Source organism: Streptomyces aquilus (assembly GCF_003955715.1).
Taxonomy (GTDB): domain Bacteria; phylum Actinomycetota; class Actinomycetes; order Streptomycetales; family Streptomycetaceae; genus Streptomyces; species Streptomyces aquilus.
Genome location: NZ_CP034463.1, coordinates 7,140,315 through 7,154,278, shown reverse-complemented (window position 1 = coordinate 7,154,278; position 13,964 = coordinate 7,140,315). Strand labels below are relative to the sequence as shown.

Below are 13,964 nucleotides of genomic sequence, written 5' to 3'. Positions count from 1 at the left end.
CCTAGAAGACCGACTCCGCCTCGTCCATCCGGTCCTTCGGCACCGTCTTCAGCTCGGTCACGGCCTCCGCCAGCGGCACCATCACGATGTCCGTCCCGCGCAGAGCCGTCATCCGCCCGAACTCACCCCGGTGCGCCGCCTCCACCGCGTGCCAGCCGAAGCGGGTCGCCAGGACCCGGTCGTACGCCGTCGGCACGCCACCCCGCTGCACATGACCCAGAATCACCGGCTTGGCCTCCTTGCCGAGGCGCCGCTCCAGCTCGTACGCCAGCGCCGTGCCGATGCCCTGGAAGCGCTCGTGGCCGAACTGGTCGATCTCGCCCTTGCCGTAGTCCATGGAACCCTCGGCGGGGTGCGCGCCCTCCGCCACGCAGATCACCGCGAACTTCTTGCCGCGCGAGAAGCGCTCCTCGACCATCTTGACGAGGTCCGCCGGGTCGAAGGGGCGCTCCGGCAGGCAGATGCCGTGCGCGCCCGCCGCCATCCCGGACTCCAGCGCGATCCAGCCCGCGTGCCGGCCCATGACCTCGACGACCATCACGCGCTGATGGGACTCGGCGGTCGTCTTCAGGCGGTCCATGGCTTCCGTGGCCACGCCCACCGCCGTGTCGAAGCCGAAGGTACGGTCCGTCGAGGAGATGTCGTTGTCGATCGTCTTCGGGACGCCGACCACCGGCAGACCGGCGTCGGACAGCATCCGCGCCGCCGTCAGCGTGCCCTCGCCGCCGATCGGGATCAGTGCGTCGATGCCGAAGTCCGCGACCATGTCCTCGGCCCGCTCACAGGCCTCGCGCAGACGGTCGCGCTCCAGGCGGGAGGAGCCGAGGATGGTGCCGCCGCGGGCCAGGATGCCGCTCACGCTGTCGAGGTCGAGGGCACGGTAGCGGCCGTCCAGCAGGCCGGAGTAGCCGTCCTCGAAGCCGATCACCTCGTCGCCGTAGTTGTCGACCGCTCGGTGCACGACCGACCGAATCACGGCGTTCAGGCCAGGGCAGTCGCCGCCTGCGGTGAGAACTCCGATGCGCATCGTGCTGTGTCTCCTGCTCGCTGTTGATACCGGTGAGCCTTGTCCGATTGTTCCACGTCCCTCAGTGCGCTGCCGCATCCGGTTTTGACGGGCGCCTTATCCACCGGGAAAGGTATTGTCAAGAGGGTTTCGCTCACCCTGGTGGGCGATTTTTATGACGGCGCCGAGCCCCAGCGATTGGAGAGCACGCGTGACCCGCAGCGTGTACGTGACCGGTATCGACCGCGGCGACGGCCGCCAGGTCGTCGAGCTGGGGGTCATGGAACTCCTGACCCGGCAGGTCGACCGGGTGGGTGTCTTCCGGCCCCTCGTGCATCACAGTCCCGATCGCCTGTTCGAGCTGCTGCGCGCCCGCTACCGCCTCTCCCAGGACCCGGCCACGGTCTACGGCATGGACTACCACGAGGCGTCCGCCCTCCAGGCCGAACAGGGCACGGACGAGCTGGTCTCGACGCTCGTCGACCGGTTCCATCGCGTCGCGCGGGACTACGACGTCGTCCTCGTCCTCGGCACCGACTTCGCCGACACCCAGGTCCCGGACGAGCTCAACCTCAACGCCCGCCTCGCCAACGAGTTCGGGGCGTCCGTGATCCCCGTCGTGGGCGGCCGCAAGCAGCCGGCCGAGTCCGTGCTCGCCGAGACCCGCAACGCCTACCGCGCCTACGACGGCCTGGGCTGCGACGTCCTCGCGATGGTCACCAACCGGGTCGCCCGCGAGGACCGCGACCTCATAGCCGAGCGCCTCGACGCCTCCCGGCTGCCCGTCCCCTGTTATGTGCTGCCCGACGAGCCCGCCCTCGCCGCGCCGACCGTCTCCCAGGTAGCCCACGCCCTCGACGCCCGGGTGCTCCTCGGCGACGACGCCGGGCTGGCCCGGGACGCGCTGGACTTCGTGTTCGGCGGGGCGATGCTGCCGAACCTCCTCAAGGCGCTGACCCCGGGCTGCCTGGTCGTGACGCCGGGCGACCGGGCCGATCTGGTCGTCGGCTCGCTCGCCGCGCACAGCGCCGGCACCCCGCCGATCGCGGGCGTGCTGCTCACGCTCGCCGAGGTGCCGAGCGACGACGTCCTGACCCTCGCCGCCCGCCTCGCTCCCGGCACCCCGGTCCTCTCGGTGCCCGGCAACAGCTTCCCCACCGCCGAGCAGCTCTTCTCCCTGGAGGGGAAGCTGAGCGCGGTCACCCCGCGCAAGGCGGAGACCGCGCTCGGTCTGTTCGAGCGCCATGTCGACACCGGCGACCTGCTCAAGCGGGTCTCCGCGCCGAGCAGCGACCGTGTCACGCCGATGATGTTCGAGCACAAGCTGCTGGAACAGGCCCGTTCCGACAAGCGCCGGGTGGTCCTGCCCGAGGGCACCGAGGCCCGTGTCCTGCACGCCGCCGAGGTGCTGCTGCGCCGCGGAGTCTGCGAGCTGACCCTGCTCGGCCCCGAGGACCAGATCCGCAAGAAGGCCGCCGACCTCGGCATCGACGTGGGCGACGCCCAGCTGATCGACCCCGCCACCTCCGAGCTGCGCGACTCCTTCGCCGAGAAGTACGCCGCGTTCCGCGCCCACAAGGGCGTGACGGTGGAGCTGGCGTACGACGTCGTCAGCGATGTGAACTACTTCGGGACGCTGATGGTCCAGGAGGGGCTCGCGGACGGCATGGTGTCCGGCTCCGTGCACTCCACGGCGGCCACCATCCGCCCGGCCTTCGAGATCATCAAGACCAAGCCGGACGCCGACATCGTCTCGTCCGTCTTCTTCATGTGCCTCGCCGACAAGGTCCTGGTCTACGGCGACTGCGCGGTGAACCCCGACCCGAACGCCGAGCAACTGGCCGACATCGCCATCCAGTCGGCCGCGACCGCCGAGCAGTTCGGGGTGGAGCCGCGGATCGCGATGCTGTCGTACTCCACGGGTACGTCCGGCTCGGGCGCCGACGTCGACAAGGTGCGCGAGGCGACCGAGCTGGTGCGGCTGCGGAGGCCGGATCTGAAGATCGAGGGGCCCATTCAGTACGACGCCGCCGTGGAGCCCACGGTCGCCGCCACCAAGCTGCCGGAGTCCGAAGTCGCCGGCCAGGCCAGCGTGTTGATCTTCCCCGACCTCAACACCGGCAACAACACCTACAAGGCCGTGCAGCGTTCGGCCGGCGCGATCGCCGTCGGCCCGGTCCTCCAGGGGCTGCGCAAGCCGGTCAACGACCTGTCCCGGGGCGCCCTCGTCCAGGACATCGTCAACACCGTCGCCATCACGGCGATCCAGGCCCAGTCCCCGACCGAGAAGGCAACCGCCCAGTGAGCTCGTCCCGCGACACCCGCATCCTGGTCCTCAACTCCGGCTCCTCGTCGGTGAAGTACCAGCTGCTCGACATGAGCGACAGCAGCCGGCTGGCCGTGGGGCTCGTCGAGCGGATCGGCGAGGAGACCTCACGGCTCAAGCACACACACGTCGAGTCCGACACCACGCGTGAGTGGTCCGGGCCGATCCGCGACCACGAGGCCGCGCTGAAGGCCGTGGCGGAGGAGCTGGCCAAGGACGGGCTGGGGCTCGACTCCCCCGAGCTGGCCGCCATCGGGCACCGGGTCGTGCACGGCGGACAGACCTTCACCGCGCCGACCGTCGTCGACGACGCCGTGCTCGCCGAGATCGAGCGGCTGATCCCGGTCGCCCCGCTGCACAACCCGGCCAACCTCACCGGCATCCGCACCGCGCAGACGCTCCGCCCCGACCTGCCGCAGGTCGCCGTCTTCGACACCGCCTTCCACACCACGATGCCGGAGTCGGCCGCCCGCTACGCCATCGACACCGCGACCGCCGACGCGCACCGCGTGCGGCGCTACGGCTTCCACGGCACCTCGCACGCGTACGTCTCCCGGGCGACGGCGAAGCTGCTGGGCAAGGCGCCCGAGGACGTGAACGTCATCGTGCTGCACCTCGGGAACGGGGCCTCCGCCTCGGCGGTCCGCGGGGGCCGGTGCGTGGACACCTCCATGGGGCTGACGCCTTTGGAGGGACTGGTGATGGGTACGCGTTCCGGTGACCTGGATCCGGCCGTCATCTTCCATTTGGCGCGGGTTGGCGGAATGTCCATCGACGAGATCGACACTCTTCTCAACAAGAAGAGCGGTCTCATCGGGCTGTGCGGCGACAACGACATGCGCGAGATCCGCCGCCGGGTGGACGAGGGTGACGAGGAGGCGCAACTCGCCTTCGACATCTACATTCACCGTTTGAAGAAGTACATCGGCGCCTATTACGCCGTGCTCGGCCGGGTCGACGCGGTCGCCTTCACAGCAGGAGTCGGCGAGAACGCGAGTCCGGTGCGGGAGGCTGCGGTGGCGGGCCTGGAGGAGCTGGGCCTGGCGGTGGACAGCGAGCTGAACGCCGTACGCAGTGACCGGCCGCGGCTGATCTCGCCGGAGTACGCCCGCGTGGCCGTCGCCGTGATACCGACCGACGAAGAACTGGAGATCGCCACTCAGACCTACGCACTGGTCGGAAGAAATACACATCAGTAACACGCCTGAGCGCATTGCCGCCCATTTGTATCTTCCGCCAGACGGAATATTCCGCGGCGAAACAAACCGATAGGATCGCCCCATGCGCCGTTCGAAAATCGTCTGTACTCTCGGCCCCGCGGTCGACTCCCACGAAATGCTCGTGTCCCTGATCGAAGCCGGCATGAACGTGGCCCGCTTCAACTTCAGCCACGGCAGCCACGCCGAGCACCAGGGCCGGTACGACCGCGTCCGTGCCGCGGCCAAGGAGACCGGCAAGGCCATCGGTGTCCTCGCCGACCTCCAGGGCCCGAAGATCCGGCTGGAGACCTTCGCCGAGGGCCCGGTGGAGCTGGAGCGCGGTGACGAGTTCGTCATCACCGTCGAGGACGTCCCCGGTGACAAGACCATCTGTGGGACGACCTACAAGGGCCTGCCCGGTGACGTCTCCCGGGGCGACCAGATCCTCATCAACGACGGCAACGTCGAGCTGAAGGTCCTGGACGTCGACGGCCCGCGGGTCAAGACGATCGTCATCGAGGGCGGTGTCGTCTCCGACCACAAGGGCATCAACCTGCCCGGCGCGGCCGTCAACGTGCCCGCGCTGTCCGAGAAGGACGTCGAGGACCTCCGCTTCGCGCTGCGCATGGGGTGCGACATGGTCGCGCTGTCGTTCGTCCGGGACGCCAAGGACGTGGCCGACGTCCACAAGGTGATGGATGAGGAGGGCCGCCGGGTCCCCGTCATCGCCAAGGTGGAGAAGCCGCAGGCGGTGGACAACATGGAGGACGTCGTGATGGCGTTCGACGCCGTGATGGTCGCCCGTGGTGACCTCGCCGTCGAGTACCCGCTCGAGAAGGTCCCGATGGTGCAGAAGCGGCTCATCGAGCTGTGCCGCCGCAACGCCAAGCCGGTGATCGTGGCGACCCAGATGATGGAGTCGATGATCACCAACTCCCGCCCCACCCGCGCCGAGGCCTCCGACGTGGCCAACGCGATCCTGGACGGCGCGGACGCGGTCATGCTGTCGGCGGAGTCCTCCGTGGGCGCGTACCCGATCGAGACCGTCAAGACGATGTCGAAGATCGTCCAGGCGGCCGAGCAGGAGCTGCTCGCCAAGGGCCTGCAGCCGCTCGTCCCGGGCAAGAAGCCGCGTACGCAGGGTGGTTCGGTCGCCCGCGCCGCCTGCGAGATCGCCGACTTCCTCGGCGGCAAGGGCCTCATCGCCTTCACCAAGTCCGGTGACACGGCCCGCCGGTTGAGCCGCTACCGCGCGGAGCAGCCCATCATCGCCTTCACCACCGACGAGGGCACCCGCAACCAGCTGACGCTCAGCTGGGGCGTGGAGTCGCACATCGTGCCGTTCGTGAACAGCACCGACGAGATGGTCGACCTGGTCGACGGCGAGGTCTCCAAGCTGAACCGCTTCAGCGACGGCGACATCGTCATCATCACCGCCGGCTCGCCCCCCGGCGTCCCCGGCACCACGAACATGGTCCGCGTCCACCACCTCGGCGGGGAGAAGTAACCCCACAAGGGCCTTGTACGACGCTGAGGGCGCCCCCTGCGACAGGGGGCGCCCTCAGCGCTTGTGCGGCTCCCGAACGGGCTTGCAGGGGCGCTCAGTCGATGTACTGATGCAGCCCGGGCACGTGCAGGGTGCCGCCGAACTGGCCGGCCTGCACGACCTTCACCTTGGTGAAGTAGATCAGCGGGATGTTCAGCGGCGGCGGGTTGTCCGGGTCGAAGGTGACCGGGATCAGGCCCAGCAGGTTGCCGGAGATGGACTCCGTGTACATCACCGTCTGGCCGTCGCGGATGGTCGACGTCGAGCCCTTGGCCGCCTGCACGTGGTAGGTCTTGCCGGACTGCTCGTCCTTGACCGTCTGGTGCAGGTCGCCGATGTCGGTGCCGTCGGAGATGACGTACTTCAGCACCTTCTTCTTGGTGCCGTTGGCCGTCTTCACCTCGACGATGCCCTTGTAGTCGGCGCCCTTCAGCAGCAGCGAGCTGGCGTTCAGGTACCAGGGCTCGTCGGGCAGCGGCAGCTTGTTGTCGACACCGCTCTCCGCGTCCGTGGCGACCGGGCAGTCGTCCGGGTCCGTGGTGGAACTCGCGGACGGCGACGGGCTGGCGGTGGCCTCCCCGGCCGCCTCCTTCACCGCGTCGGTGGTGTCCTCGGCCGCCTTGGTCGCCTTCTCGGTCGTGTCCTTGACCGTGTCGGTGACCTTCTCGGTGGTGTCCTTGACGGCGTCGCCCGCGTCGTCCTTGGTGTCACCGGAGTCCTTGTCCTCGCTCGCCGAGGCCGACGCGGACGGCGTCGGGCTGGCGCTCGCGGACGGCGTCGCGCTCTCGCCACCCGTGAAGATGCCGGTGATCGCGTCGCCGATCTCGTCCAGGACGTTGCCGCTGCTCTCGGAGGCCGAGGGCGAGGGCGTGGCCGTGGAGCCCGACTGCGGCGCGCTCGAAGCGGACGCGGACGGCGTGGGCGTGGTCTCGTCGTCGGAACCTGAATCCGACGAAGAGCCGCCCGAGGAACCGGAGTCCGAGGTACCGGAGCCCGCGTCCTTCGTCTCGGAGGCCGAAGGGGTCGGCGTCGCCTCGTCGTCGGACTCGCTCGCGGACGCGGACGGCGAGGCCGACGCGGACGCGCCGTCCGCCAGGGCCGCGACACAGTCCTTGTACTCGTCCGCCGTCAGACTCTTGGCGGCGGGCTGGTCCTCGGCGTTGGCGAGCGTCGGCGTGAATCCCATCCCCATGAGGACCGCCGTCGGCATCGCCGCCAGGGCTATCGCCTTGCCCGCCGGCATGTGGAACCGGGTGAACAGCGGCTTCTTGGGTGCCGCGTGGCGCGGCCCGGTTCTCACACGGGACTCGTCCACATCAGTCCCGTGGGTCACCTCGTCAGCCGGCACTGTGCCTCCCGTTCGCCCCGTTCGCCGGGCTCGTTCCTGACAGATCGTTCGGCTCACCAAAGTCGTGCGCGTCCTTGGAGAGCGTGGGGACCGCGCCCTGCGGCGCGTCGCTCTCTCCCGTGCCGACCTCCGGGACCGGCTGGACCTCGGGCGCCTCGCCCGGCACCCACGCCACGGCCATCGCTCCGCCGACGAGGGCGAAGAGGAAGCCGATGAGGAAGCCGCCGAGGTTCGAGACCGGGATGGACACCAGGGCCAGCAGGATCGCCGCCACGCCCGCGAAGGTGCGGACGTGCTTCTGGAACCAGAGGCTGACGCCGAGGACGACCAGCAGCACGCCGATGATCAGGGACCCCGCGCCCGCGGTGGTGGCCATCGCCAGCGTCAGATGGCCGATCTGGAGGTTTGCGTACGGGAAGTAGGCGATGGGGAGTCCGCCGAGGATGACGAACAGGCCTGCCCAGAACGGCCGGGTGCCTCGCCAGGCGCGGAACTTCCGCTTGGCGACCCGGAGGTAGTGCTCATCGTGGCCGGGTACGGCAGGAGTCTCGGCGCTCATGGAAAACAGCTCCCTGTCACGGCGTTGCTGTGGTGGTGAGTTGTGCATCGTGCGGCCGCGTGTGGAGAAGGTGCGCACAGCCGCCGGAGAGTGGACGGGCGGGGGCGCCACCGGCTCCCCCGCCCGTCAGCGAGTGCTTAGTAGCACTCCTTGACACCCTTGGACAGCGACATCTTCAGGCCGCTGAGCTTGAAGGTGCCGGCGGTGGTCGCCCACGCCGTCTGCTTCACGTCGGTCAGGGTGACCGAGTCGGCCTGCTGCGCGAACCCGTACGGGTTGGCGGTGTCGCCCTTGGCGATACCCGGACCCTTGGCCGCATCCTTGGCCGCCACACCGATGTCGATGCCACGGAAGGTGGCGTCGGCGCTGAGGTCCTCGACGTCGATGTACAGGTTCTCGGCCTCGACCGGGGTGTCGCCACCGCCGGCCTTCAGGATGAGGCTGACCGAACCGAGCAGCGGGATGTCAGGGGTGACAACCGACTGGCACAGGTTCTTGATGGTCGCGGACTTGAAGGCCGAGACCGCGACGGGGTGGGCCGTCTTCTTGCCGTCGAGCGTGTAACCCGAGTCAATGGCTCCGTACTGGACGAAGCCCTTGCCGTCGAGCTGGTCGGTCGTCACCTTGAACGACTGACCCGACACGCTGAACGACGCGGCGAGAGCGCCCTGCGCGAGGGCGACACCTATCGCTGCCGTGGCGGCCACGCTGGGCACCATCACGACGGCGAACCGCTTCCATCTGGTCCCGCCACGCACCTGGGACTCCATATTTCCTCCTTCTCGGACGTACATCTCCTGACCCTGACTGCCCCTGTCGAACAAGACGGCTCAGCCGGGCAGGGATGGGAGAAGTGCTACGTCCTCGGGAAGGAGAGCGCCCGTACTCGGAGGCGCGAACCGCGCACCGATCACCGGCGATCACCCCCGAGCGACAACCACTGGTCGCGCCTGACGCACATCACGCACAACCTGGACAGGCTTCGCCGGGTGGGCGAAGACCCCCCTGTCCAAGAGCCGGCGCCACTGCCGCCGGCTCTGCTCGGTGGGGACCCAGGAGTTCCCGCGGGCCCGACCGGCTGTCGGGGTACGGGGAATGGACCGAGCGTCGCCGATCGTGGTGCATTCTCGCCGCCCGCACAAGGGGCTTCGTTACTCGGTAGTAACGGCCGGATAACCGAACAACGACCCACTGGTCTCGGCCGACGACTCCGGGTAGCTCTGGGGGGCCGGACAAAGACGTTGACGGATGGACAAAATCCGACAGAACAACGCCCAGAACTTACTTGCAGTAACAGCGGCCGCGATTACCAAGATTTGGTAAAGCGCGGCCGCAGTGACACTCCATCGGCAAATCTTTCACTCGGGCACCACATGCCCGGGCGTTTAGGGGCTGCTCAGAACGGGGGCCCCGCCCCGGTCAGAACAACGCCCGCGCGAGCGCCCGGCGCGCCGCGATCACCCGCGGGTCATCGGGCCCGACGACCTCGAAAAGCTCCAACAGCCGGACACGTACGGCGTTCCGGTCGTCACCGGCGGTGCGCTGCACCGTCTCGATGAGCCGCCCGAAAGCGTCCTCGACATGTCCGCCGACCAGATCGAGGTCGGCCGCGGCGACCTGCGCCTGCACGTCGGCCGGCTTCGCGGCGGCGTCCTGGCGCACCTGCTGCGGGTCGAGCCCCTGCACCCGGTGCAGCAACTCGGCCTGGGCGAGGCCGAGTTTGGCCTCCGTGTTGCCCGGGTCGTCGCTCAGTACGTTCTTGTACGCCTGGACGGCACCGCCGAAGTCGCCCGCGTCCAGGGCCTGTACGGCGGCCTCCAGGAGGGCGTCGTACGGCCCGGCGGGAACGGCCGGAGCGGCGTCCTGGGCGGCACCGGGGGCGGCGTCGGGGTCGACCGTGAGACCGGTCAGCCCGAAGCGCTGCTCGGCGACCTGCACCAGCTGGTCCAGGGTCTGCTGGATCTGCTCCTTGCCGGCGGCGCCCTGGAAGAGCGGCAGCGCCTGCCCGGCGACGACGGCGAACACAGCCGGGATGCCCTGCACCCCGAACTGCTGCATCAGCATCTGGTTGGCGTCGACGTCGATCTTGGCGAGGAGGAGGCGGCCGTTGTACTCGACGACGAGCTGCTCGAGGACCGGGCTCAGCTGCTTGCAGGGCTCGCACCACTCGGCCCAGAAGTCGATGACGACGGGCACCTCGGTGGAGCGCTGCAGGACGTCCCGCTCGAACCCGGCCTCGTCGACGTCGATGACGAGGTCGGCGGGCGACACGGCCCCTGGGCCCCCGCCCTGCCGCGCGGCCTCGGCCCGCGCCTGCTCCGCCTTCGCCTTGGCCTCTTGGGCCGCCTTCACCGCGGCGAGGTCGACGACTCCGCTCATGGACATGTTCCGTGGCTGCATGCGCCTATCCTCCCCCGTTCGCGCGCGTAGGTGAAAAGCATGATGAAAGCCGGTCAGGCTCTCCACCGGTTCTCTGGTGCCCAGGACCGGTTCTGCGATGTGCGACGCCGGGTCCCCACCCCACGCCAGTGGTTTCGCTACGAGTCGTAGCGTAATGGCACTGAGTGCCTCCTGACGACCGCCTTCCGGTGATCTCCCTCACGGCTTCACAGGAATCGGCGGTTATGGTCGGGGGATGCAGAGCCCCCCTCCCGTCCCACGCGCCACAGGACGCCCCCGCTCCGCCGCCGCGGACGCCGCGATCCTGGCGGCGACGCGGGAGGCGCTGGTGGAGCTGGGCTGGTCCAAGCTCACGCTGGGAGACGTGGCGGCGCGGGCGGCGGTTGCGAAGACGACGATCTACCGCCGCTGGCCGGGGAAGAACGAGCTGGTGGTGGACGCCGTGGCCGAGCTCTTCGACGAACTGCGCCTGCCCGACCGCGGCACGCTGGCCGCCGACATCGAGGGCGTGGTCCTCCAGTTCGCGGCGATCCTGGCCCGTCCGGAGGCGAAGAGCGGCCTGATGGCGGTGGTGGCGGAGTCGACCCGCGACGACGCACTGCGCGAACGCATCCGCGCCTCGATCGTCGACCGCCAGAAGCGCCTGGTCCTGGAGGGCCGCGCGCGAGCACAGGCGCGCGGCGAGCTGCCCCCGGAGTCCGACCCCGGGGAGGCCTCACGCACGGTCGACCTGATCTTCGACGTGGTGGCGGGTGCGGTCGTCCACCGCACCTTGGTGAGCGCGGAACCGGCGGACGAGGAGTGGGTACGGGGGTTCACGCGGGTGTTGCTGCTGGGGCTGGCCGGGGCGTCACAGACGGTGTGACACCCGACGCCCTCTCGGTCAGAACCCCGCGGGCACCGTCAGAACCCCGCGGGCTCCGTGTACACCCCCCACTCGTCCCGCAGCACCCCACAGATCTCACCCAACGTCGCCTCGGCCCGCACGGCGTCGAGCATCGGCCCGATCATGTTGGACCCGTCGCGAGCGGCGGCGAGCATGGCGTCCAAAGCGCCCCGCACAGCGGTCTCGTCCCTGGCGGCCTTACGACCACCCAGCACCCGCACCTGCTCCCGCTCGACCTCGTGAGAGACCCGCAGGATCTCCAGGTCCCCGGTGACGGAGCCGTGATGGACGTTGACGCCCACCACCCTCTTGTCCCCCTTCTCCAGGGCCTGCTGGTACCGGAACGCGGACTCGGCGATCTCCCCGGTGAACCAGCCGTCCTCGATCCCGCGCAGAATCCCGGACGTGATGGGCCCGATGGGATGCCGCCCGTCGGGGTGCGCCCGCAGCCCCCGCTCCTTGATCCGCTCGAAGATCCGCTCGGCGTCGGCCTCGATACGATCGGTCAGCTGCTCGACGTACCAGGAACCACCCAGCGGATCCGCGACGTTGGCGACGCCGGTCTCCTCCATGAGGACCTGCTGGGTCCGCAGCGCGATCTCGGCGGCCTGCTCACTCGGGAGCGCGAGGGTCTCGTCGAGGGCGTTGGTGTGCAGGGAGTTGGTACCGCCGAGCACGGCGGCGAGGGCCTCGACGGCGGTCCGTACGACGTTGTTGTACGGCTGCTGGGCGGTCAGTGAGACACCGGCCGTCTGCGTGTGGAAGCGCAGCCACTGAGCCTTCTCGGACTTCGCCCCGTACACATCCCGCATCCACCGAGCCCAGATCCGCCTCGCGGCGCGGAACTTGGCGATCTCCTCGAAGAAATCGACATGAGCGTCGAAGAAGAACGACAGCCCAGGGGCGAACACCTCCACGTCGAGTCCGCGCGAGAGTCCCAGCTCCACGTATCCGAACCCGTCGGCGAGGGTGTACGCGAGCTCCTGCGCGGCCGTGGAGCCGGCCTCCCGGATGTGGTACCCGGAGACGGAGAGCGGCTTGTAGGCGGGAATGCCCGCCGCGCAGTACTCCATCAGGTCCCCGATGAGCCGCAGATGGGGCTCGGGCTGGAAGAGCCACTCCTTCTGGGCGATGTACTCCTTGAAGATGTCGGTCTGGAGCGTGCCGTTGAGCACCCCCGGATCAACCCCCTGCCGCTCCGCGGCGACGAGATACATGCAGAACACCGGCACAGCGGGCCCGCTGATGGTCATGGAGGTGGTGACGTCCCCGAGCGGGATGTCCTTGAACAGCACCTCCATGTCGGCGGCGGAGTCGATGGCGACCCCACAGTGCCCGACTTCCCCGAGCGACCGCGGGTCGTCGGAGTCCCGCCCCATGAGGGTAGGCATGTCAAAGGCGACGGACAGCCCTCCGCCCCCGTGGGCGAGGATCATCTTGTACCGCTCGTTGGTCTGCTCGGCGTTCCCGAACCCGGCGAACTGCCGGATGGTCCACGTCCGCCCTCGGTACCCGGTCGAATAGAGCCCCCGGGTGAACGGAAACTCCCCCGGCCACCCGATCCGCTCGAACCCCTCGTAACGATCCCCCGCCCGAGGCCCGTACACCGGCTCCACGGCATCCCCGGAGAGCGTGGTGAAGTCGGCCTCCCGCTTACGAGAAGCGTCATACCGGGCCTGCCACCGACGGCGGCCCTCTTCGCTGGCGTCAGCGTCCATGTGTCAAATTTACTAGGACGTCCTAGTAAATGTCGATGGACAACCGCCGCGAGCCCTGACGGGTCACTCTCGCGGCGGTGGAGTCACGCCTTGGCGACGACCGCGCCGTCCTCGGAGACCTGGGCCTCCAGCTCGTGCGTGACCTTGCGCTCCACGAAGAAGGCAGCCGTGGGAATCGTTCCTGCAAGCAGGACCCAGAGCTGCTTCTTGACCGGCCACTTGGCCTTGGACCCCAGGTCGAAGGCGAAGACCAGGTAGATCACGTACAGCCAGCCGTGGGCGATGCCGACGACGCTGGTGAAGCTGTCCGCGCCGTCCATCTTGAACAGGTACTTGGCGATGACGCCCAGGGTCAGCAGGACGAGCAGTACACCGGTGACGTAGGCCATGACGCGGTAGCGGGTCAGCACGCTCTTTTTCATGCGTTCGAGCGTAACCGCCGGTTCCGGGAGATCTTGGCCCGGGTCAGTCCTCGTCGAAGTCGTTCGCCGCCACCCGCAGGGGTCTCAGCATCGCGAAGATCTCGCCGCATTCCTCCGCGTCGTACACGCCGAGGCCGAAGTCCATGGCCATGAGGTCGCGGGTCGCGGCCTCCACGACCTCGCGGCCCTTGTCCGTGATGACGGCGAGCGTGCCGCGGCCGTCGTTGGGGTTGGGCTTCTTGTCGACCAGGCCGGACTTCACCAGGCGGTCCACCGTGTTCGTCACCGACGTGGGATGCACCATCAGGCGTTCGCCGATCTTGGACATGGTCAGCTCGCCGGCCTTGGAGAAGGTGAGCAGGACCAGCGCCTCGTAGCGCGCGAAGGTCAGTCCGTACGGCTTGACCACCGCGTCGACCTCGGCCAGCAGGATCTGGTGGGCCCGCATGATCGAGGTGATCGCGGCCATCGACGGCACGTTTCCCCAGCGCTGCTTCCAGAGCTCGTCGGCGCGGGCGATGGGATCGAAGGGAAGACTGAGGGGCTTCGGCACG

Annotated in this window: 12 protein-coding genes; 4 read left to right on the top strand and 8 right to left on the bottom strand. The window is 69.0% G+C overall.

Features of this window, described 5'->3' with window-relative positions:
• Position 1 precedes the first annotated feature (1 nt).
• Entirely contained in the window at positions 2–1,027 is a 1,026-nt protein-coding gene (locus EJC51_RS33165) for an ATP-dependent 6-phosphofructokinase (RefSeq protein ID WP_079312644.1), read from the bottom strand.
• Between the two features lie 190 nt (positions 1,028–1,217).
• Between EJC51_RS33165 and pta the strand changes: the two genes are divergently transcribed.
• From pta to pyk, 3 genes are all read left to right on the top strand, one after another.
• Complete coding sequence (gene pta, locus EJC51_RS33160) at positions 1,218–3,311, top strand: phosphate acetyltransferase (RefSeq protein ID WP_126274426.1); 2,094 nt, start codon at positions 1,218–1,220, stop codon at positions 3,309–3,311.
• Positions 3,308–4,531: an acetate kinase gene (locus EJC51_RS33155; protein ID WP_126274425.1), complete on the top strand. Its 1,224-nt coding sequence runs from the start codon at positions 3,308–3,310 to the stop codon at positions 4,529–4,531. The genes pta and EJC51_RS33155 overlap by 4 nt, the downstream gene beginning before the upstream one ends.
• 82 nt (positions 4,532–4,613) lie before the next feature.
• Positions 4,614–6,038, top strand: coding sequence for a pyruvate kinase (gene pyk, locus EJC51_RS33150; RefSeq protein ID WP_126274424.1), 1,425 nt, complete (start codon positions 4,614–4,616; stop codon positions 6,036–6,038).
• A gap of 94 nt (positions 6,039–6,132) precedes the next feature.
• Here pyk and EJC51_RS33145 read toward each other — a convergent pair whose 3' ends face one another.
• The 4 genes from EJC51_RS33145 to EJC51_RS33130 form a co-directional block, all read right to left on the bottom strand.
• Entirely contained in the window at positions 6,133–7,425 is a 1,293-nt protein-coding gene (locus EJC51_RS33145; RefSeq protein ID WP_126274423.1) for a hypothetical protein, read from the bottom strand.
• A complete protein-coding gene (locus EJC51_RS33140) occupies positions 7,415–7,984 on the bottom strand; it encodes a DUF6114 domain-containing protein (RefSeq protein ID WP_126274422.1) in 570 nt (189 codons plus the stop codon). The genes EJC51_RS33145 and EJC51_RS33140 overlap by 11 nt, the downstream gene beginning before the upstream one ends.
• A 137-nt stretch (positions 7,985–8,121) precedes the next feature.
• Positions 8,122–8,754: a DUF6230 family protein gene (locus EJC51_RS33135; protein ID WP_126274421.1), complete on the bottom strand. Its 633-nt coding sequence runs from the start codon at positions 8,752–8,754 to the stop codon at positions 8,122–8,124.
• Positions 8,755–9,403: 649 nt separating this feature from the next.
• Complete coding sequence (locus EJC51_RS33130; RefSeq protein WP_126274420.1) at positions 9,404–10,384, bottom strand: tetratricopeptide repeat protein; 981 nt, start codon at positions 10,382–10,384, stop codon at positions 9,404–9,406.
• 235 nt (positions 10,385–10,619) lie between these two features.
• Between EJC51_RS33130 and EJC51_RS33125 the strand changes: the two genes are divergently transcribed.
• Positions 10,620–11,249 carry a TetR/AcrR family transcriptional regulator gene (locus EJC51_RS33125; protein ID WP_126274419.1) on the top strand — a complete coding sequence of 210 codons (630 nt, stop codon included), beginning with the start codon at positions 10,620–10,622 and terminating at the stop codon, positions 11,247–11,249.
• Positions 11,250–11,287: 38 nt separating this feature from the next.
• Here the strand turns inward: EJC51_RS33125 and icmA are convergent, their stop codons facing one another.
• From icmA to EJC51_RS33110, 3 genes are all read right to left on the bottom strand, one after another.
• Positions 11,288–12,988, bottom strand: coding sequence for a coenzyme B12-dependent isobutyryl-CoA mutase large subunit (icmA, locus tag EJC51_RS33120; RefSeq protein ID WP_126274418.1), 1,701 nt, complete (start codon positions 12,986–12,988; stop codon positions 11,288–11,290).
• Between the two features lie 83 nt (positions 12,989–13,071).
• Positions 13,072–13,410 carry a DUF3817 domain-containing protein gene (locus tag EJC51_RS33115; RefSeq protein ID WP_059192281.1) on the bottom strand — a complete coding sequence of 113 codons (339 nt, stop codon included), beginning with the start codon at positions 13,408–13,410 and terminating at the stop codon, positions 13,072–13,074.
• A 43-nt stretch (positions 13,411–13,453) separates the two neighbouring features.
• Complete coding sequence (locus EJC51_RS33110; protein WP_097269112.1) at positions 13,454–13,963, bottom strand: MarR family winged helix-turn-helix transcriptional regulator; 510 nt, start codon at positions 13,961–13,963, stop codon at positions 13,454–13,456.
• Position 13,964: the final 1 nt, after the last annotated feature.

Coding starts and splice junctions, on each gene's coding strand:
- icmA (WP_126274418.1), bottom strand. CDS start 12,988: ATGGACGCTGACGCCAGCGAAGAGGGCCGCCGTCGGTGGCAGGCCCGG.
- EJC51_RS33165 (WP_079312644.1), bottom strand. CDS start 1,027: ATGCGCATCGGAGTTCTCACCGCAGGCGGCGACTGCCCTGGCCTGAAC.
- EJC51_RS33135 (WP_126274421.1), bottom strand. CDS start 8,754: ATGGAGTCCCAGGTGCGTGGCGGGACCAGATGGAAGCGGTTCGCCGTC.
- EJC51_RS33125 (WP_126274419.1), top strand. CDS start 10,620: ATGCAGAGCCCCCCTCCCGTCCCACGCGCCACAGGACGCCCCCGCTCC.
- EJC51_RS33115 (WP_059192281.1), bottom strand. CDS start 13,410: ATGAAAAAGAGCGTGCTGACCCGCTACCGCGTCATGGCCTACGTCACC.
- EJC51_RS33130 (WP_126274420.1), bottom strand. CDS start 10,384: ATGCAGCCACGGAACATGTCCATGAGCGGAGTCGTCGACCTCGCCGCG.
- EJC51_RS33140 (WP_126274422.1), bottom strand. CDS start 7,984: ATGAGCGCCGAGACTCCTGCCGTACCCGGCCACGATGAGCACTACCTC.
- pyk (WP_126274424.1), top strand. CDS start 4,614: ATGCGCCGTTCGAAAATCGTCTGTACTCTCGGCCCCGCGGTCGACTCC.